General features: G+C 71.7%; 17 protein-coding genes. 8 read left to right on the forward strand and 9 right to left on the reverse strand.

The genetic code is table 11. The annotated features are described in order from the left end of the window. Positions 1 to 51 precede the first annotated feature (51 nt). The 3 genes from Q343_RS0101260 to Q343_RS0101270 are packed head-to-tail and all read left to right on the forward strand — an operon-like array spanning position 52 to position 2,934. Positions 52 to 714 (forward strand): ArsR/SmtB family transcription factor, encoded by a 663-nt coding sequence (locus tag Q343_RS0101260; RefSeq protein ID WP_052366745.1) that lies wholly within the window; start codon positions 52 to 54, stop codon positions 712 to 714. Continuing rightward, positions 711 to 2,063, forward strand: a complete 1,353-nt coding sequence (locus Q343_RS0101265) for an MFS transporter (RefSeq protein WP_162175452.1) — start codon at positions 711 to 713, stop codon at positions 2,061 to 2,063. Before Q343_RS0101260 ends, Q343_RS0101265 begins: the two co-directional genes overlap by 4 nt. Positions 2,064 to 2,094: 31 nt before the next feature. Further along, positions 2,095 to 2,934 carry an SGNH/GDSL hydrolase family protein gene (locus Q343_RS0101270; protein WP_052366747.1) on the forward strand — a complete coding sequence of 280 codons (840 nt, stop codon included), beginning with the start codon at positions 2,095 to 2,097 and terminating at the stop codon, positions 2,932 to 2,934. A 213-nt stretch (positions 2,935 to 3,147) separates the two neighbouring features. Here the strand turns inward: Q343_RS0101270 and Q343_RS0101275 are convergent, their stop codons facing one another. After that, complete coding sequence (locus tag Q343_RS0101275) at positions 3,148 to 4,038, reverse strand: NADP-dependent oxidoreductase (protein WP_029251781.1); 891 nt, start codon at positions 4,036 to 4,038, stop codon at positions 3,148 to 3,150. A 56-nt stretch (positions 4,039 to 4,094) separates the two neighbouring features. Between Q343_RS0101275 and Q343_RS0101280 the strand changes: the two genes are divergently transcribed. Next, entirely contained in the window at positions 4,095 to 4,748 is a 654-nt protein-coding gene (locus Q343_RS0101280; protein WP_043109108.1) for a copper resistance CopC family protein, read from the forward strand. Between the two features lie 186 nt (positions 4,749 to 4,934). Then, positions 4,935 to 5,216: an HU family DNA-binding protein gene (locus tag Q343_RS0101285; RefSeq protein ID WP_029251783.1), complete on the forward strand. Its 282-nt coding sequence runs from the start codon at positions 4,935 to 4,937 to the stop codon at positions 5,214 to 5,216. Positions 5,217 to 5,342: 126 nt separating this feature from the next. On the opposite strand, the gene Q343_RS0101290 is transcribed toward Q343_RS0101285, so the two are convergent. Together Q343_RS0101290 and Q343_RS0101295 are read right to left on the reverse strand one after the other, a co-directional pair. Further along, on the reverse strand, positions 5,343 to 6,365 hold the full coding sequence (locus tag Q343_RS0101290) for an NADP-dependent oxidoreductase (RefSeq protein WP_029251784.1): 1,023 nt from the start codon (positions 6,363 to 6,365) through the stop codon (positions 5,343 to 5,345). Between the two features lie 72 nt (positions 6,366 to 6,437). After that, the gene (locus Q343_RS0101295; protein ID WP_029251785.1) at positions 6,438 to 9,104 is read right to left on the reverse strand and encodes a lysylphosphatidylglycerol synthase transmembrane domain-containing protein; all 2,667 of its coding nucleotides are present in this window, start codon (positions 9,102 to 9,104) and stop codon (positions 6,438 to 6,440) included. A gap of 98 nt (positions 9,105 to 9,202) precedes the next feature. Between Q343_RS0101295 and Q343_RS14320 the strand changes: the two genes are divergently transcribed. Then, positions 9,203 to 10,192 (forward strand): HdeD family acid-resistance protein, encoded by a 990-nt coding sequence (locus Q343_RS14320; RefSeq protein WP_081829542.1) that lies wholly within the window; start codon positions 9,203 to 9,205, stop codon positions 10,190 to 10,192. A gap of 25 nt (positions 10,193 to 10,217) precedes the next feature. Here Q343_RS14320 and Q343_RS0101305 read toward each other — a convergent pair whose 3' ends face one another. From Q343_RS0101305 to Q343_RS0101320, 4 genes are read right to left on the reverse strand one after another with little or no spacing between them, the layout of a single operon-like run. Continuing rightward, the gene (locus Q343_RS0101305) at positions 10,218 to 11,009 is read right to left on the reverse strand and encodes a CPBP family intramembrane glutamic endopeptidase (protein ID WP_029251787.1); all 792 of its coding nucleotides are present in this window, start codon (positions 11,007 to 11,009) and stop codon (positions 10,218 to 10,220) included. Continuing rightward, on the reverse strand, positions 11,002 to 11,568 hold the full coding sequence (locus tag Q343_RS0101310) for a sugar O-acetyltransferase (RefSeq protein ID WP_029251788.1): 567 nt from the start codon (positions 11,566 to 11,568) through the stop codon (positions 11,002 to 11,004). The genes Q343_RS0101305 and Q343_RS0101310 overlap by 8 nt, the downstream gene beginning before the upstream one ends. A gap of 33 nt (positions 11,569 to 11,601) precedes the next feature. After that, positions 11,602 to 12,240: an NAD(P)-dependent oxidoreductase gene (locus Q343_RS0101315; protein WP_052366750.1), complete on the reverse strand. Its 639-nt coding sequence runs from the start codon at positions 12,238 to 12,240 to the stop codon at positions 11,602 to 11,604. Then, positions 12,237 to 13,064, reverse strand: coding sequence for an NmrA family NAD(P)-binding protein (locus Q343_RS0101320; protein ID WP_043109110.1), 828 nt, complete (start codon positions 13,062 to 13,064; stop codon positions 12,237 to 12,239). Before Q343_RS0101320 ends, Q343_RS0101315 begins: the two co-directional genes overlap by 4 nt. A gap of 52 nt (positions 13,065 to 13,116) precedes the next feature. Between Q343_RS0101320 and Q343_RS0101325 the strand changes: the two genes are divergently transcribed. Continuing rightward, positions 13,117 to 13,554 carry a MarR family winged helix-turn-helix transcriptional regulator gene (locus tag Q343_RS0101325; protein WP_052366752.1) on the forward strand — a complete coding sequence of 146 codons (438 nt, stop codon included), beginning with the start codon at positions 13,117 to 13,119 and terminating at the stop codon, positions 13,552 to 13,554. A gap of 22 nt (positions 13,555 to 13,576) precedes the next feature. Here Q343_RS0101325 and Q343_RS0101330 read toward each other — a convergent pair whose 3' ends face one another. Next, entirely contained in the window at positions 13,577 to 14,230 is a 654-nt protein-coding gene (locus Q343_RS0101330) for a haloacid dehalogenase type II (RefSeq protein ID WP_248616715.1), read from the reverse strand. A 108-nt stretch (positions 14,231 to 14,338) separates the two neighbouring features. After that, a complete protein-coding gene (locus Q343_RS0101335) occupies positions 14,339 to 15,934 on the reverse strand; it encodes a SpoIIE family protein phosphatase (RefSeq protein ID WP_029251793.1) in 1,596 nt (531 codons plus the stop codon). A gap of 199 nt (positions 15,935 to 16,133) precedes the next feature. Here Q343_RS0101335 and Q343_RS0101340 point away from each other — a divergent pair, with 199 nt between their 5' ends. Next, positions 16,134 to 17,453, forward strand: coding sequence for an ABC transporter substrate-binding protein (locus Q343_RS0101340; RefSeq protein ID WP_029251794.1), 1,320 nt, complete (start codon positions 16,134 to 16,136; stop codon positions 17,451 to 17,453). The last annotated feature ends 42 nt before the right edge of the window (positions 17,454 to 17,495 follow it).

A 17,495-nucleotide genomic window follows, 5' to 3' on the forward strand; every position in this document is an offset into this window, starting at 1 on the left:
AGTTTTCCCACCGGTGTTGAAAGAGTTCTTTCGAAAGAGTACTTTCAATGCATGACCGCAGCGCAGACTCCCGACCATGCCCCGCACGACGGCGAGCCGACCCCCGGCGGGGAGGCGGCACGGCCGACGCCGGCATGGCCCGTCCGCGACATCACCGACCCCCGCGAGCTCCGCGCCCTCGCGCACCCGCTGCGGTTCGCCCTCATCGACCTGCTTGCCGAAGGGCCGCTGACCGCGAGCCAGTGCGCCGAGAAGTTGGGCGAGTCCCCGGCGTCCTGCTCGTACCACCTGCGCCAGCTCGCCCGGTACGGACACGTCGAGCCCGCGGACGGCGGCCACGGCCGCGAGCGCCCGTGGAAGTCCCGTGACGGCGGGATCCGGTGGGACGAGTCGACGGCCGCCGGTCGCTCGGCCGGGCGACTGCTGGCGCAGACCGTCGACGAGTTCCGTTTCGACTCCTGGCGCCGCTACCGCGAGAACGACGCCGCCGAGCCCGCCGAGTGGCGCGACGCCGCCCTGTCGACAGACATGCTCGCGTGGCTCACCCCGGACGAGCTCCGCGACGTCACGCAGCGGATCTACGACATCTTCGGGGAGTACGAGCACCGCGAGGACGACGCGACCGCCCGTCCCGATGCCGCGCGGCTCGTCCGGTTCTTCGCCTACGCCTATGCGGGGTTCGCCGGACGTCGGGCCGAGGAGCGTGCCGAGTGAGTCGGCCCGAGCGTCGCGGCGAGCCTGGCGAGCCCTCGGTTTCGACAGGCTCAACCGGCGGGGCGACAGGCTCAACCGACAGTGGCCTCCTGCGCGCCCGGCGGCGCTTCGTCCTGCTCACCGCACTGCGGTGGTTCCCGACCGGCGTCGTCATCCCGGTGCTCGTGCTCCTGATGCGCGAGCGCGGCCTCGACCTGGCGACCATCGGGCTGCTCGGTGCCGTATACAGCGTCGTGACCCTCGTTCTCGAGCTCCCGACAGGTGGTCTCGCAGACGTGGTCGGACGCCGACCGGTGCTGGTGATCTCGTCCGCGATGACGTTCGTCGCGTTGCTCCTGCTCGCGACCGGGACCTCCGCCCTGGCCCTCGGTGTCGCCTACGCCGTCTTCGGTGCGGCGCGGGCGCTCGACTCGGGCCCGCTGCAGGCCTGGTACGTCGACGCCGTTCACGCCGTCGACCGGGACGCGGACCTGACGCCGGGGCTCTCTCGCGCCGGGGTGGCGGAGTCTCTCGGCCTGGGCGTCGGTGCGCTCGTGGGTGGTGGCGTCGTCGCCGTCTCGCCGTTCCCGACCGACGACGCCGTGCTGATCGCGCTCTCGACCCCCTTCCTGCTGGCTGCGGCCCTGGGCCTCGTGCATCTGGTGATGGTGGCGGTCTGGGTCCGGGACGTGCCCCGGGAGCGGCGTGCGACGTTGCGAGACGTCGTCGCGGACGTCCCGGCGACGGTCGCGCGGGGTCTGCGGCTGGCGGTGCACCACCGGACGTTGCGGCGCATCATGACGTTCACGGTGGGCCTCGGGGTCGCCCTGGCCGGCATCGAGCTGCTGGCACCGAACGCGTTCGCCGAGCTCCTCGGCGGCGAGGCAGCGGCCGCGGCGCCGTACGCGGTGCTGGTGACGCTCGGGTTCGGAGGGTCGGCCCTCGGGTCCGCGCTCGCGCCGGCCGTGCGCCGGGTGACGCGGTCCGACTCGCGCGGCGTGGTGGTCGCGGCGGTGCTCGGCTCGGTGGCGCTCGCGGCCGTGGCGGTGCCGGTGCTCGGGGTGGCGGCGACGGCGTTCGTCGTCTTCTACGTATTCCTCGGCATCGGTGGTCCGCTCATCGAGAACCTGACGCACCGGTCGGTGAGCTCCGCGGAGCGGGCGACGATCCTGTCGGTCAGTTCGATGGCGCTGCAGAGCGGGGGAGTGGTGGCGAGCCTCGCGATCGGCGCGTTGGCCGGTGCGACGTCGCTCGCCTGGGGGTTCGCGGTCGCAGCTGCCGCGCTGTGCCTGGGCGCGCTCGCCCTCGTCGGGATCCGTGTGCCGCGCCGGACGGGCGACGAGTCGGCACCGGTGCCATCCTCGAAGTGACCCGCGTCACAACTCACCGTCGAGGAGTGCCATGAACCCCGTCCGTCGAAGCATCGCGCTGATCGCCGCCGCCGCGGCGACGCTCACCGTCGCCGCCGTTCCGGCAAACGCCGCCGAGGCGTCCGACCCGCCCGACGTCGTCGTCTCCCTCGGCGACTCGATCTCCCGCGGGTTCGGCGCCGACGGTTCGCTCCGCCTGCGGTCCACGTACTCGTGGGCCACCGGGACCAGTGCGTCGGTGAACCCGCTCGCCGAGCGCCTCCGGACGGACGGCGGTGACGTCTACGCGCTGACGTTCGCGGAGCTCGGCGCGACCGCCGGCGACCTGCACGACCAGGCGGCCCGCGCCCGGTGGGTCCGCCCTGACGTCGCGACCGTCATGATCGGTGCCAACGACGTCTGCGGCGCCTCCGGGGTCGACGACCTGCCGGACCCCGCGGAGTACGCGGCCGACGTCCAGGACGCGATCGACGTCGTGCGGTCCACCGCTCCCGACGTCGACGTCCTCCTCGTCTCCGTCCCCGACCTCGAGCGACTGCGCGACGTGGGCAAGGGCGACTGGCGCACGCGTGTCCGCTGGGCCGCGTGGGACCACTGCTCGATCGTCCTCGGCGACCCGCGCAGCAGCTCGGCGGCCACGCAGGATCGGCTCGCGGCCGTCGGCGAGAGCATCGACGGGCTTAACGCAGAGCTCGAGGCCATCGCTGCCGCGGACCCGCAGGTCTGGAGCGACCGCGGCGCCGTCCATGCGACGTCGTTCTCGCTCGGGAACCTCTCCACCCTCGACGGGTTCCACCCGTCGGTGAGCGGGCAGGGGCTCATCGCGCAGACGGTGTACGACGCCGCGGCGGCCCAGGGGATGTTCGGCTGACCCGTCGCTCGTCGAGCCTGTCGCTCGTCGGGCCCGTCGCTCGTCGAGCCTGTCGAGACGGAGTGGTCTCGACAGGCTCGACCGACGGTCGTTGAGCTCGTCGGAGCGGGGTCTCGACAGGCTCGACCGACGGTGGGTGAGCTCGACCGACGGTCGTTGAGCTCGACCGGCGGGGGTTGAGCTCGTCGAAACCCCGTCTTCGCTATCACGCGGTCAGACGGTGAGCACGACCTTGCCGCGCACGTGTCCGTCCATCACCGCGCGCAGCGCCTCGGCGGCGTCGGTCAGCGGGTAGCGTGCCTCGATCTCGGTCCGCAGGCGACCGCTCTCGGCGAGCGCCAGCACCTCGGCGAGCGCCCCCTTGGCGTCGACCTTCATCGGGATCCCGGCGGCGTCAGCCTTCGGTCCGCCCACGGTCGTCACGGAGCGCTGGAGGTCGTCGAGGAGCTCGACCGTGGCGGCCACGGCGTCAGGTGTCCCGGCGAGGTCGACGACGGCGTCGACGCCACCCAGGTTGCGGACCGCGTCCACGAGACCGTCCCCGTACGTGACGGGCTCGGCCCCGAGCTCGCGGAGGTAGTCGTGGTTGCGGGGTGAGGCGGTGCCGACGACGCGCGCCCCGAGGGCGAGCGCGATCTGGACGGCCGCGGTGCCGACCCCGCCCGAGGCGCCGTGGATCAGCACCGTCTGCTCGGGCCGGAGGTCTATCTGCGCGAGGGCGGAGAAGGCCGTGGCCGCGGCGACCGGGAGGACGGCCCCCTGCTCGTGGCTCACGGACTCGGGGAGCACGAGCGCGTGGGCGGCCTGCACGAGCGCGTGCTCGCGCTGTGCGCCGCTGCCGTGCCAGAGAACCTCGTCGCCGACCGAGAAGCCCGTGACGTCGGGACCGACGGCGTGCACCGTGCCCGCGGCCTCGAATCCCGGAGTCGCGGGAAATCGTTGCGGGCCGAAGAGCCCGGCGAGCATCTTTGCGTCAGCGGGGTTGATCCCCACCACGCGGTTCGCGACGACCAGCTGCCCCGGGCCCGGCTCGGGGATCTCGGTCTCGGACACCTGCAGGACCTCGGGTCCGCCGAAGGTGTCGAACGTGATCACGGTGCTCATCCGGCCACTCTTGCACCGTGGGCCGGGCGGCGACAGCCGAACGCTAGTCTGGGCGCATGTCTGCTTCACGTTCCGCGCGTTCTCGTCGCGCCCTCCGCCCCTTCGCTGCGATCGCCACGGCGCTCGCCGCCGCGGTGCTGCTCGCAGCACCGGCCGCCGCGCACGACACGATCACCGGGACGAGCCCCGAGGACGGCGCCACGCTGACCGAGGTGCCGAGCGAGATCGCCCTGACATTCAGCTCAGAGCCACTCGAGGTCTCTCCGGAGGTCGTCGTGACGGACGAGTCGGGAGCGGTCGTGACCGACACGACCCCGACGGTCGACGGGTTCGACGTGCTGCAGCCGCTGCCGGAGGACCTGACGAGCGGGACGTACGACGTCGCGTGGCGGGTCGTCTCGAGCGACGGCCACCCGATCGACGGGTCCTTCTCGTTCGACCTCGACGTCCCGGAGGTGGAGGGGACGACGGACGAGTCTGCCGAGGCGACGACGGAGGCCGAGGACGCCGCGACGTCGGAGGCCGAGGCCACGGAGACCGACACGGCGAGCGCGTCGATCACGGCCGTCGACCGCGAGGACGGCTCGGACGACGGCACGCCGTGGGGTCTGATCGCCGGTGCGGCGGGACTCGTGGCGCTGATCGTCGCCGTCGTGGTGCTCGCCGTGCGTCGGGCGCGCGACCCCAACGGGCCTGCCGGACAGCACTGACCTGCACCGATACGACGCCTCCGCGACGTCGCTGCGGGGCGATACGTGACGTTTATCGCCCTCCGACACGCGGAAATTCGCGGTTCCGTGCGGAAAGTCGGCGGAATCGGTGGCACAGTAGGGCGCGACGCATCACGGGATCACCCGGGATCGTGTCAGCCCAGAGTCATCCGAGAGAGGAACCCCATGGCGCTCAACAAGTCTGATCTGGTTTCTGCCATTGCCGAGAAGGCCAACCTGACGAAGGCCGACGCCGGCGCGGCCGTCGACGCCCTCCAGGCTGTCCTGGTCGAGTCGCTCGAAGCCGGCGAGGCGGTCAAGGTCACCGGCCTGCTGTCGGTCGAGCGTGTCGAGCGTGCCGCTCGCACCGGCCGCAACCCCCGCACGGGCGAGGAGATCTCGATCCCGGCCGGTTACGGCGTGAAGGTCAGCGCGGGCTCCGTGCTGAAGAAGGCCGTCCAGAAGTGACGTCCGCGGCGCGCTGAGGCGCGCCGCACCACCGGGCGCAGCCCGGTACACGCGTCAGGGCTCGGCTCCCCACCGGGGAGCCGAGCCCTGTGCCGTCTCGGGCGGCGTGTGACCGCGCCGGCGCCCTCAGGCGGTGCGAACGACCATCTTGCCGGTGTTCTCGCCGCGCAGGAGACCGAGGAACGCGTCGATGGTGCCCGACACGTCGTCGCGGGCGTCCACGACGGTCTCGTCGAAGACGACGTCGCCGTTGGCCAGCCACGGGCCCATCTCCGCCACGAACTCGGGCATGTGGTGGAAGTAGGCGGCCAGGGTGAATCCCTGCAGCCTCAGGCTCCGTGTGACGACGTTGGACATGTTGTCGGGGCCGGCGGCCCGCTCCGTGGAGTTGTACTGCGAGATCGCCCCGCACAGCGCGACGCGGCCGTTGGTGCTCATCACGTCGAGCGCGGCCTCGAGGTGATCGCCGCCGACGTTGTCGAAGTAGACGTCGACACCGTCGGGGACGAGCGCGGGGAGCTGCTCGCGCACCGGTGCGTCCTTGTAGTTCAGCGCGGCGTCGAACCCGTAGCGGCTCGTCAGGAGGTCGACCTTCTCGGCCGAGCCCGCGCTCCCGACGACGCGGCTCGCGCCCTTGAGGCGGGCGATCTGCCCCGCGGCGCTCCCGACGGCTCCGGCGGCGCCGGAGATGAAGACCGTGTCACCCTCCTGGACCGGCGCGATCACCGTCAGGCCGACGTAGGCGGTCAGGCCGGTCAGGCCGAGGACGCCGAGGTAGGCGGAGAGCGGGACGCCGGGGATCTCGTCGACGCGCCGGAACTCGGACGCGTCGCCCTGGGCGACGTCGCGCCAGCCGCGCTGGTGCAGGACGACGTCGCCGACGGCGAGGTCGTCGGAGGCGGACTCGACGACGCGGCCGACCGCTCCGCCGTCGAGCGGCGCTCCGATCGCGAAGGGCGGGACGTAGGACTTCACGTCGTTCATCCGCCCGCGCATGTACGGGTCGACGGAGAGGAACTCGTTGGCGACGCGGACCTCGCCCGCGACGAGCTCGGGCAGCTCGATGGTGGCGACCGCGAAGTTCTCGTGCGTCGGCCAGCCGGTCGGGCGGGACGCGAGGGTGATCTGGGTGCTCGTGGGTGTGCTCATGCTTCCACCGTCGCACCCGGGGGCCTCTTCCGGGTGCGGAGGGGGAGTGATTTCGCGCAGGGCCGAGAACGCTTACAGGTCCCCGGTCCGCTGCAGCACCCGCATCGCGACCCAGCCGAAGGGGATCCGGGCCCAGTACGTCGCGAGCCGGAACAGCACGGTCACGGAGGCCGCGATGGCCGGCGGGATGCCGGCCGCCGTGAGGCCGGCGGTCAGGGCGAGCTCGATGGTCCCCAGGCCGCCGGGCGTCGGGACGGCCGCCCCGGCCGCGTTGCCGACGAGGTAGATGATCGCGGCGTCGATCAGGCTGAGGTCCTGGCCGAAGGCGGCCAGCGCGGCGTCGAACGCGAGCACGTAGCTCATGGTCAGCGTCAGGTTGCCGATGATGCCCATCGTCAGGCGCCAGGGCTGACCGAGGATGTCGCTGAGCCGGGGCCAGACCTGCTGCAGGGTGGGCCGGATCTTCTTCCACAGCCAGGTGCGCACGGCAGGGACCAGGAGCACGGCGATGATCGCGACGGCCACCCCGCCGATCGCGATCAGCACCGTCGTCGACGGGGTCTGGACCAGGCCGCCCTCGCCGGTGAAGACGCTCAGGACGAGCAGCAGCGCGATCGTGACCACGAACTGGGAGACCTGCACGACGGCGACGGTCGCCACGGCCAACGGGGTCTCGACCCCGCGCCGCGTGATCATGCGCAGGTTCAGCGCTGCGGCGCCGACGCCCGCGGGGGCCGCGAGTGCGACGAACGAGCCCGCGGCCTGCACCGCCGTCGCCCGCAGCATCGAGAGCTTGACGGGGGAGAAGGCGACGAACGCGAGGGCGGAGCCGATCCATGTCAGCAGGCCGAGCAGGAACGACGCGACGGCCCACCAGGGGTTGGCGTCGGCGACGGCGCTCGAGATCTGCTCGATGTTGATCTGGGTGATGACGACGGTCGCCACCACGATCGTCAGGGTCAGCGTGACGATCGTGCGCGTGCCGAACCGGGTCAGCTGGATCGGCTCGACGTCGGTCTTCGGCAGTCGCTCCACCAGTGCGGCGCGCAGCTGCTTGAGCAGGTCCTTGTTGCGGCGCAGGTCCTCACGGGTGGAGCGGGGGAGTGCGACGGGCTGCAGCAGCGGCCCGATCGCGGTGATGTCGTCCTCGGGCAGCACGCGGGCCGCGGACGCGACGGCGCGCTCGGCCCCGACGCGGAGGGCGAGGAGCGCGATCATCTGCGTCAGGTCCATCCGGCGGGCGAGCTCGGTGGAGGCGACGTCTCCCTGTTCCCAGCCCGTCAGCCAGACCTCGGGCCGGGCGTCCGTCCCGTGACCGAGCAGGATGCCGTCGGCGTTGAGGGCGCGGTGGGCGAGCCCGGCGGAGTGCGCGGTCCGCAGCTGGCGCCAGGTCTCCGTCAGGACGTCGTCGGTGAGCTGGGCGTCGCTGACGTCCCGCAGCGAGACAGCGCCGGCGGGGTGCTGCTGCACGAGGACGATCGAGTCGGCGGCCTCGCCGATCCCGACGAGCCTGGGTGTCCGCACCCCGGCGGCGGTCGCGGCATAGCTGAGCAGGGCATAGCGCTCGGCGACGGCGCGCAGGGAGATCGCGGCGCGCCCCTCGACCCCGCGCAGGCGCAGCATCCGCCACAGGCGGGTGAGGAACCCGACGACCTGTCGGTCGCCGTCGAGGACGACGACGTCGCGGCGGGACCCGAGCGGGGTGAACAGGGCGTAGACGCGGTGATCGCCGATCCGGCTCAGGGCGATGGCGGCGGGGTCCGACGACGCGGGGTCGACGGTCTGCTCGGCCGGCAGCAGGTCCGGGGCGAGGGTCGCGTCCTCGGTCAGCGTGACCGGGTGCTCGACGTCGGGACGCACGACGGGCCCGATGTGGACGGGCTCCTGGCTCTCGCCGTCGTCGGTGACCGTCGTCATCGGGTCGGTCGACGCCTCGAGCCGGCCCGCGGGCGTCGTGACGTCGTGCACGCGGACGAGTGCGGCGGGCGTGAACCCGGCGCGGCGTACGGCGGTCGCGAGCTCGCCGTCGTACGCGCGCTCGCTGCGCACCCCCGAGGCGTACCGGACCGCGAAGCCGACGAGACGGCCGAGCGCGAGGGCGACGAGCACGCCCGGCAGGGACACCAGGTTGGTGATCACGAGGATGGCGAGCGTGAAGAAGAGCAGGTTCCACGCCCAGGCGACGGTGCGGCGCCGGGTCCGGGGGCCCGCGACGGTGAGCATCGCGCCGAGGGAGACGGCGTAGATGGGGATGGCGGGGGTGTCGGAGACGACGTACCCGACCGAGAGCCCCTGCAGCAGCGACGGCGTCGCCCACGCGGACAGGCCGGCGATGAGGAGCGCGCCGAGGACGTACCCGGACAACGCGGCGACGATCGACTCGACCACCTGACGTCCGAGGCGCCGGACCGCGAGCTCGACGAGCACGGCGGCGGGGGCGAGCAGGGTCACGATCAGCTCGAGGACGGCGACGGGGATGTCGAGGAGGGTGGCGAGCAGGTCGCTGAACCCGCGCACGTCCTCGGTGACGCCCGAGGTCGTGCCGTGCGCGTAGACCGCCATGAAGAGGACGAGGACGACGGCGACGGCCGAGACGATCATCGACAGCAGGTCGCGCGGGTTCCTGACCCGGTGCGTGGTGGTGTCGACGATCCGGACCGTCTCGTCCTCTGCGGAGGAATTCGCTGCCCCGACGACCTGTGACCCGGGTGCCCCGGAGGCGTAGTCATGCGTGGGCATACGGGCGATTCTAGACGCCGGGTCGTCGCCGCCGCGCGCCGACCCGTCCGTTCTGCGACGATGCGACAAAGAACTCCACCCAGGTATCGAGGCATCGAATGGCACGCTCGAAGGAAAAGTCCGCGCAGAAGCAGCCTCGCCAATTTCGGCGTGTCTGGTGGATTCCCGTGCTGCGCGGTCTCCTGTACATCGTTCTCGGTGTCCTTCTGCTGATTCCTCCGCTGCAGGACATTTCGACGACGCCGTGGTTGTTCGGGATCTTCCTCGCGGTCGACGGTGTGGTGCTGATCCTGCAGTGGTTCTCGCACCGTCGGCAGCTCGGGGCCCAGTGGTGGCTGGTCCAGGCCGTGGTCAACGTGGCCTTCGGTGCGGCGATCCTGCTCTGGGGGCAGTTCTGGGACATCACTGCCGTCGGCCAGTACTGGCTGCTCGTCGTCTGGGTGCTGGTGCTCGGCATCGCGTCGATCGTGGGTGCGATGTATCTGTCGCGAAACCGTGATCTCGGCAGCTCGTGGATGGCGGTCTTCGGCATCGTCTCGGCGCTTTTCGGAATCACGCTGATCACGCAGGACCTGGGCGATCTCCAGGTCGTCTCGTTTACGTGCGTGGTGCTCGGGCTCTTCGCGTTCGTCTCCGGCGCGATCCTGATGGTCTCCGGTTTTGCGACGCGCGCCGTCGCGCGGGAGATCGACAATCTTCGCAAACAGGCAGAAAATCTCGGTATCGAGCTGACCGGAGGATTTGTCCTCGGCGCGTCGGGTGCGGTCTCCACGGTCTCGCAGGCCGAGCTGCGGCCCGAGGTCGACGCCGTCGTCGTCGAGGAGGACGAGCCGGTCGCGGTGGTGGACGACCGGCCCGACACGCGGCCCGTCGGAATCGACGCGCGCGAGGCCAGTACGCAGGCCCCGGCGACGCTCCCCGAGGGCGAGCTCTCCGGCGACCCGTCCGCGACCGGAGAGGACCCGTCCGCGACCGGACAGGAGCCGGCCTCGACCCGGCCCGACCCGGACAGCGCGCGGATCCACCGCCACGACGACGAGCACTCGACGCTCGAGGATCCCCCCGAGGAGCCGCGGCGAGACGTCTGACCGACGGCGGGCCTGCCGGGCACGGCTAGATCCCGAGCGCGTCCCGCCACTCCGCGGGCAGCGCCGCGTACCCGACGAACGCGACGACGTCGAGCAGGGTGTGGGCGACGATCAGCGGGCCGACGCGGTGTCGTCCCCACCGTGAGGTGTAGAACCAGGAGAACAGGACTCCCATCGCGACGTTCCCGATCGCCGGTCCGATGCCCTGGTACAGGTGATAGCTGCCGCGCAGCAGTGAGCTGGTGGCGATGAACTGCCAGCGCCCCCACCCGAGGTCGGTGAGCCGCTCGCGCAGGTACCCAACGACGATCACCTCCTCGAGGATCGCGTTCTTGAGCGCTGCGAGGATCAGCACCGGCACGGTCCACCAGTAGGCGTCGAGCCCAGAGGCCTGCACCTCCACGGTGATGCCGATCGCACGTCCGAGGACGTAGAACGCGAGCCCGGGGATGCCGACGGCCGCGGCGAGGGCGAACCCCCAGCCGACGTCGCGGCCGGGACGGCTGCCGTCGATCCCGAGCGCGTCGCGCACCGAGCGACCACGCGCCGAGAGCAGGTAGAGCGCCAGCGCGACGGGAACGAGGGCGAACGCGATCCCGAGCAGCTGGTACGTCAGGTCGAGGTACGGCCGCACGGAGCGTGTCGGGTTGAGCTGGGTCGTCTGGTCGGCGAGAGCCGTGTCGGCGGTCAGCCGCGCGACGATGTTCACGACGGCGTAGACCGCCGACTGGCCGAGGCTCAGCCCCAGGACGATCCAGATCTCGGCCGTCACGCGCCGCCGGGACTGCGGCACGGCCGGGGTGGGGTCGCTACTCACCGAGGTGGCGGACGATCCGCGCCGGGTTCCCGACGGCCACGACGTCGGCCGGGAGGTCCTGCACGACGACGGAGCCCGCACCGACGACGGTGTTCTCGCCGATCGTCACGCCGGGGCAGACGACGACGCCGCCCCCGAGCCACACGTTGTCGCCGATCGTGATGGGCCGGCCGCCCTCCCACTTGTCCCGGCGCGGGCCCGGATCGGTCGGGTGCGTGGGTGTCAGGAGCTGGACGTTCGGGCCGATGTTGACGTCGTCGCCGATCGTGACGGGCGCGACGTCGAGGCACATCAGGCCGAAGTTCGAGAACGTGCGCGCCCCGACCGTCGTGTTGTAGCCGTACTCGCAGTAGAAGGGGGACCGGAGCTCCGTGTCCTCCCCGACGGCGCCCAGGAACCCCACGAGGATCTCGCGCCGCGCGACGGCGTCGGTCGGGTCCGTCGCGTTGTAGGCCTGGACGGTGCGCGCGCCGTGCGCGAGCTCTTCGGCGAGCTCCTCGTCGACCCGGTAGAGGTCGCCGGCGAGCATCCGCTCCTTCATCGTTCGGTCGTCACTCATGCGTCGAGCCTAGACCGGCTCGCGCAGGACGGCTCAGCCCTTCGGCGTGGCGACGAACGGTGCGGTGCCGAGGTAGAGGCCCTGCTCGACGACGTCGAGGACGAACCGCGCGAGGTCGGCCCGCACCACCTTGGTGGACCGGGTGGACCGGTGCGCGTCGTGCTCCAGCTCTCCGGTCCCGGCGGTCCCGTCCACGAGCCGCGGTGGTCGCACGAGCGTCCAGTCCAGGCCGCTGGCCGCCCACACGGCGTACTCGGCGGGCTTGTCCTTGACGACGTCGCCACCGAGACGCTGGATCAGCCAGCTGATCGCCGTGGCGGACGCCGACTTCTGGTCGCCCGGGACGTCGATCCCCGCCCCGGAGACGCCGACGAACCGGCGCGGTCCGTGCTCGGACATCGCCGCGACCAGGTTCCGTGCGGCCACGGCGTGCAGGTCGCTCTCCTTGGCGGTCGGTCCCAGGGCGGAGACGACGGCGTCGGAGCCCTCGAGGAGGCGCGCGACGGACTCCGCGTCGGTGACGGAACCCTCGACGACCCGGACCTCCCGCGAGGTCGGGGCCAGGCGTGCACTGTCGCGGACCAGCACGCTGACGTCGTGCCCCCGACGCAGCGCGTCCTCGAGGACGAGCCGCCCGGTCCGGCCGGTGGCGCCGATCAGTGCGATCCTCATCGGTCACCCTCCGGGATCCAGGCGTCGCGCTCCCGGTGCGCGAACTCGACGAAGTCGATCGGCTCGCGGCCGAGGACCTCGCGGACCTCGGTGGTGAGCCCCGCGGCCATGCCGAGGCGCGCCGTCGTGTAGATCGCGGTGGTCACGGCGACCATGCCGCGCGGCATGCCGAGGACCTTGCGCGCGTGCCGGACGTACCGCCAGATGCCGGGGCGGTCGTACGTGATCGGGCGGCCGAGCTCCTGCGTCAGGATCTCGGCGATCTCGGTGTACGTCAGCGCGCGGGGGCCGGTGACCGTCCACGCCTTGTCGCGGTGCGCCGCCGGGTCGATCAGGGCCGCGGCCGCGACCGCGCCGACGTCTTCGGCGTCGACGAACGCCGTCGCGCCCTTGCCGGCGGGGACGAAGATGTCGTCACGGTCGCGGACGTCGGTGACGTGCGTCGTCGTGAGGTTCTGGTGGAAGAAGGAGGCGCGGACGAACGTCCACGAGAGCCCCGACTCGCGGAGCCAGGCCTCCACCGCGGCGTGCGGGACCACCTTGTTCTTCTCTGCGCCCTGGAGCGAGAGGAACACGACGTGCTTCACGCCGGCGTCGCGGGCGGCGGCGAGCGAAGGCAGCAGGTCGCGCTTGACGTTGCCGATCGCGGGCGGGCGGACCAGGAACATCGACTCGACGCCGTCGAACGTGGAGGCCCACGTGGAGGGGTCCGTGAAGTCGAAGCCGGGCCGCTCGGCGACGGCGTAGGCGACACCCGCGGCGTCGAGCGCGCGCGTCACCGCTCCGCCGACGTTGCCGCTGGCACCGGTCACAAGAATGGTCATGGCGTGGTCCGCCTTCTTCCTCGGGGTGGAAACTTGTATGTAGTATACATCTATGAGCAGTTCTGAGAAGGACGTCGAGCGCCTCGACCGCGCCCTCCTGCGGCTCCGACGGTTCCTCACCGCGCCCCCGGTGCTGCCCGACGGCGACGACCGGGTCGAGCTCTCGACCCTCCTCGTGGTCGACGCGGCCGTCCGCGCCGCGCCCGCGAGCGTCAAGGACGTCGCCGAGGCCCTCGTCGTCACGCACTCGACTGCGAGCCGGCTCGTCGGCACCGCCGTGGACGCCGGCGCCGTCGTGCGGACACCCTCGCAGGCCGACCGGCGCACGATGCTCGTCGAGCCGACCGCGCGCGGACTCGCGATGCTGCAGCGCGCCGTCGAGTTCCGGCTCGCCCGCCTCGAAGGGATCCTCGACGGCTGGACGCCGGAGGAGGTCGCGGCGTTCGCCGACTCGGCGGAGCGGTTCGCGGACCGGGCTACCTGGCGGTAGCGGGTCACAGGCCGCTCGGGGGTCAGGGCGACTCGAGCTGCTCGGCCAGGTCCACCAGCGACGACGCCGTGATCTCCGGCGGCGTGAACGCGTCGGGCCACGGCGTGCCCCCGGCGCGGTCGATCCACGCCGTGCGCAGCCCGGCGCGTGCCGCCCCGTCGACGTCCCACGGGTGGACCGCCACGAGCATGGCGTCCTCGGCCGCGACGTCGCGCACCGCGAGAGGCTGGGAGTAGGCCTCGCGGGCGGGCTTCCACCAGCTCTGACCCTCGACGCTCAGGACGTCGTCGACCGCGTCCGCGAGGCCCGCGCGGTCCAGCAGGCCGTGGGCGACGGCGGCCGACCCGTTGCTCAGCGTCACCAGCTGGATCCGCAGCGCGCGCAGGGCCTCCAGCCCCGGGCCGACGTCCGGGTGGACGTCCATCTCGCCGAAACCAGCCATGACCGTGTCGACGGCCTCGGCGGGATCCTCCAGGCCAAGAGGTGCGAGCAGGCCGCGGAGGTTCTGCTCGGCCAGTTCGGCGAACGTCGCACGCGTCTCGGCCGTGGCGAGCGCGAACCCGTCGCGCAGGACGGAGGCGAACCACAGCGGGGCGAGGTGTCGCGGGGCGCCGACCTCCTCGAAGCGGTCCGGCATCCCGGAGAGGTCGCTCAGCGTCTCGTTCACGTCGAGCACGATCAAGTGTGGGACAGACTGCGCCATGAGAGCCTCCGATCGTCGGGACTCGACCGTAGACCGAGCCCGCCGACCTCGCGCGGCCGACGCGGAGGGCGCCGGTCAGGCTCAGGGACCGGCGCGGTACACGACGATCGCGACGTCGTCCTTGGCCACCCCCGGGACGAGGGCGGCCAGGAGCGCGTCCGGCAGCGACGCGAGGTCGTGCTGCGGAACGAGCTCGAGCGCGTACCGCTCGAGCCGCGCGAACCCCTCCCGCAGCGACTCGCCCCGGCGTTCGACCAGGCCGTCGCTGTAGAGGATGACGGTGTCGCCGGGGGACAGCGCGGCGACGGCCTCCGTGCGCCGGCGGGTGGCGATCGTCAGCGGTGCCCCGCGCGCGTCCTCGAGCCAGCGTGCCGTGCCGTCAGCACCGACCACGAGGCCCGGAGGGTGACCGGCCGACGAGTACGTCACCGTGCCCGCGTCCGTGTCCACGATCCCGCAGAACACGCTCGTGCACTCGGCGCCGGGAACCGTGCTCGCGAACGCGTCGAGGTCCGTGAGGGTGTGCGCGGGCCCGAGGTCGGCGAGGAACAGGGCGCGTCCGGCGCTGCGGAGCTGGCCCATCAGCACCGCCGCCTCGAGCCCGTGCCCGACGCAGTCGCCGACCACGACGCCGTAGGTCGCGTTGTCGAGCGTGACGACGTCGTACCAGTCGCCCCCGATCGACAGATGGTGGTCGGCCGGTCGGTAGCGCACGGCCCACCGGGGCGAGTCCGGGGTCCCCGGCGCGATCGCCTCCTGGAGAGCGTCCGAGACGCCCTGGACGGTCGCCACCTCGCGCTGGTGCGTGAGGCTGTGGCTCAGCGCGGAGTCGACGGAGTGGGCGATCAGCGCCAGGAACGACCGCTGGGTGTCGTTGAATGGATAGCTCGAGCTCCCGTCGAGCACGATCACGCCCGCCGGGTCGGGGGTGCTGGACAGCGGTGCGACCAGGGTGGTGCCGACCCAGCGTGGCAGGGCCACCTCGGCGACCTCGCGGACGGCGTCGGCGACGAGGCCCGTGTAGCGCGGGTGCGCGGCGGGGAACGTCCCGTCGGGCTCGCGCAGGTAGACCTGTGCGCCCTCGAGGTCGCTGCTGGCCGTCAGGACCTCGCTGGTCACGGCCGGGATCGACCGCGTGTCGTCCCCGATGCTGCCGAGCGCCGTCGACAGGGTGCGCAGCGTCCGCAGCCGGCGCCGGTCCACCACGACGTCGGTCGTCTCCCAGGCGATGTCGATGATCCCGCTGACCGAGCCGTCCGCGTCGCGCAGCGGGCTGAGCGAGAACGTGAACCGGGTCTCCTCGACGAATCCGGACCGGCGGATGCGCAGGGGCAGGTCGACGTCCCAGCTCGCGCGTCCCGTCTCGAGGACGTCGCGGACCCGCGGGCCCATCGTCGGCCAGATTCCGCCCCAGATGTCGGCGAGCCGGGCACCCATCGCACGGGGGTGCAGGTCACGCCCGAGCATCATTCGGAACGCGTCGTTGTAGATCATCGTGAGCTCGTCGCCCCAGGCCACGAGGACGGGAAACTGCGTGCCGAAGCACATCTGCACCGCGCTACGCAGGGCGGGCGGCCAGGTCGAGGGATCGCCGATCGGCGTGCGGGCCCAGTCGAGATCGCGCGCGGCCTCGTTCGACTCGCTCTCGGCGATAGCGCGTTCGAACCAGTCTGCCACCTTGGTGAGTCTAGCCGCGGGGCCGAATTCTTCCCGGGCGCGGGTCGTCGCGCACGGGACTCTGGAGTCGTTACCAAACTGGTACGGACCAATATTCTCCGACCTGTTGACCTCAACCGCGGCTTTCCCTAGTGTCCTCATCACTGGTACGGACCACTTTCGCCTCGAAGTTGAGGCGCCACGTCAACGATGGAGTGACATGACTACTCGTTCCTGGCGCAGCGGGCTCGCCCTGCTTGCCGTCACCACGCTCACACTGACCGCCTGCGGTCTCGACTCGGGGGAGTCGGACGACACTGCGGAACCCGCGGAGTCCGCCGCCGCGGAGGAGATCACGGGGAAGATCACGTTCTCGACCCTGCAGCTCAAGCCGACGTTCACGGAGTACATCGACGGAGTCATCGACGACTTCGAGGCCGAGTACCCGGGGACCGAGGTCGAGTGGATCGACATCCCGTTCCAGGGTGCGCAGGAGAAGATCGCCACCGACGCCTCGGCCGGGACCCTCCCCGACGTCATCAACCTCAACCCGAACTTCGCCCAGCCTCTCGAGTCCGAGGGCCTGTTCGTCGACCTCGACACCGCCGTCCCCGAGCTCCGCGAGGACTACGTCGCCGGTGCGTGGGACGCGTTCCAGGTGCCCAGCCAGGAGGGGTCGTTCGGCTTCCCCTGGTACCTCACCTCCGAGGTCACGATGTACAACACGGACGAGTTCGAGGCCGCGGGCCTCGACCCCGAGACGCCTCCGGCGACGTTCGACGAGCTCTACGCCTCGGCGACGACGATCAGCGAGAGCTCCGACGGCGAGGTGTACGGCATGCACCCCGCGCTCGAGAACCGCTTCATGCTCGACCTCGCGAAGGAGGGCGTGCCCGTCCTCGCCGACGACGGGACGACCTGGACGTTCAACACGCCCGAGGCCGTCGAGCACGTCGAGAAGCTCGCCGAGCTCTACCAGGACGGCGTGTTCCCGCCCGACTCGCTGACCGAGGACCACGCCAAGGAGACCGAGGCGTACCAGGCCGGCCAGGTCGCACTCTTCCCCTCGGGCCCGAACTTCCTCACCATCATCGAGGAGAACGCGCCGGAGATCGCCGAGGCGACGGGCGTCGGCCCGCAGATCACCGGTGCGTCCGACGCGGCCAACATGTCCGTCATGGGCCTGATGGTGCCGACGTCGAGCGAGAACCAGGCGACCGCGCTGAAGTTCGCCGAGTTCATGACCAACGCCGAGAACCAGCTGGCGTTCTCGAAGATCGTGACCATCTTCCCGTCCGTCAAGGACGCCCTGGCCGACCCGTACTTCACGGACGACTCGGACGGAACCGTCGAGTCCAAGGCTCGTCGCGTCTCGGCCGAGCAGCTCGACGGGGCGCAGAACCTGCTGCCCGTGCAGTACGACGACCGGGTCAAGGCGATCGTGGTCGGCAAGGTCCAGCTCGCGATGACCGGTGACCTCTCCGCGCAGGAGGCGCTCGACCAGGCGGTCGAGGAGGCCAACGCGGTCAGCGGCAACTAGTCACACCCCCCGGCGGGGGCGGGCCCCGGCCTGCCCCCGCCC

The sequence above is a fragment of the Paraoerskovia marina DSM 21750 genome, assembly GCF_000701465.1.
Taxonomy (GTDB): domain Bacteria; phylum Actinomycetota; class Actinomycetes; order Actinomycetales; family Cellulomonadaceae; genus Paraoerskovia; species Paraoerskovia marina.

What these genes read in the sequence shown, in the direction of transcription:
- Q343_RS0101260 (WP_052366745.1), top strand. Translation starts at nt 52, where the DNA reads ATGACCGCAGCGCAGACTCCCGACCATGCCCCGCACGACGGCGAGCCG.
- Q343_RS0101270 (WP_052366747.1), top strand. Translation starts at nt 2,095, where the DNA reads ATGAACCCCGTCCGTCGAAGCATCGCGCTGATCGCCGCCGCCGCGGCG.
- Q343_RS0101275 (WP_029251781.1), bottom strand. Translation starts at nt 4,038, where the DNA reads ATGAGCACCGTGATCACGTTCGACACCTTCGGCGGACCCGAGGTCCTG.
- Q343_RS0101280 (WP_043109108.1), top strand. Translation starts at nt 4,095, where the DNA reads ATGTCTGCTTCACGTTCCGCGCGTTCTCGTCGCGCCCTCCGCCCCTTC.
- Q343_RS0101285 (WP_029251783.1), top strand. Translation starts at nt 4,935, where the DNA reads ATGGCGCTCAACAAGTCTGATCTGGTTTCTGCCATTGCCGAGAAGGCC.
- Q343_RS0101290 (WP_029251784.1), bottom strand. Translation starts at nt 6,365, where the DNA reads ATGAGCACACCCACGAGCACCCAGATCACCCTCGCGTCCCGCCCGACC.
- Q343_RS0101295 (WP_029251785.1), bottom strand. Translation starts at nt 9,104, where the DNA reads ATGCCCACGCATGACTACGCCTCCGGGGCACCCGGGTCACAGGTCGTC.
- Q343_RS14320 (WP_081829542.1), top strand. Translation starts at nt 9,203, where the DNA reads ATGGCACGCTCGAAGGAAAAGTCCGCGCAGAAGCAGCCTCGCCAATTT.
- Q343_RS0101310 (WP_029251788.1), bottom strand. Translation starts at nt 11,568, where the DNA reads ATGAGTGACGACCGAACGATGAAGGAGCGGATGCTCGCCGGCGACCTC.
- Q343_RS0101315 (WP_052366750.1), bottom strand. Translation starts at nt 12,240, where the DNA reads ATGAGGATCGCACTGATCGGCGCCACCGGCCGGACCGGGCGGCTCGTC.
- Q343_RS0101320 (WP_043109110.1), bottom strand. Translation starts at nt 13,064, where the DNA reads ATGACCATTCTTGTGACCGGTGCCAGCGGCAACGTCGGCGGAGCGGTG.
- Q343_RS0101325 (WP_052366752.1), top strand. Translation starts at nt 13,117, where the DNA reads ATGAGCAGTTCTGAGAAGGACGTCGAGCGCCTCGACCGCGCCCTCCTG.
- Q343_RS0101340 (WP_029251794.1), top strand. Translation starts at nt 16,134, where the DNA reads ATGACTACTCGTTCCTGGCGCAGCGGGCTCGCCCTGCTTGCCGTCACC.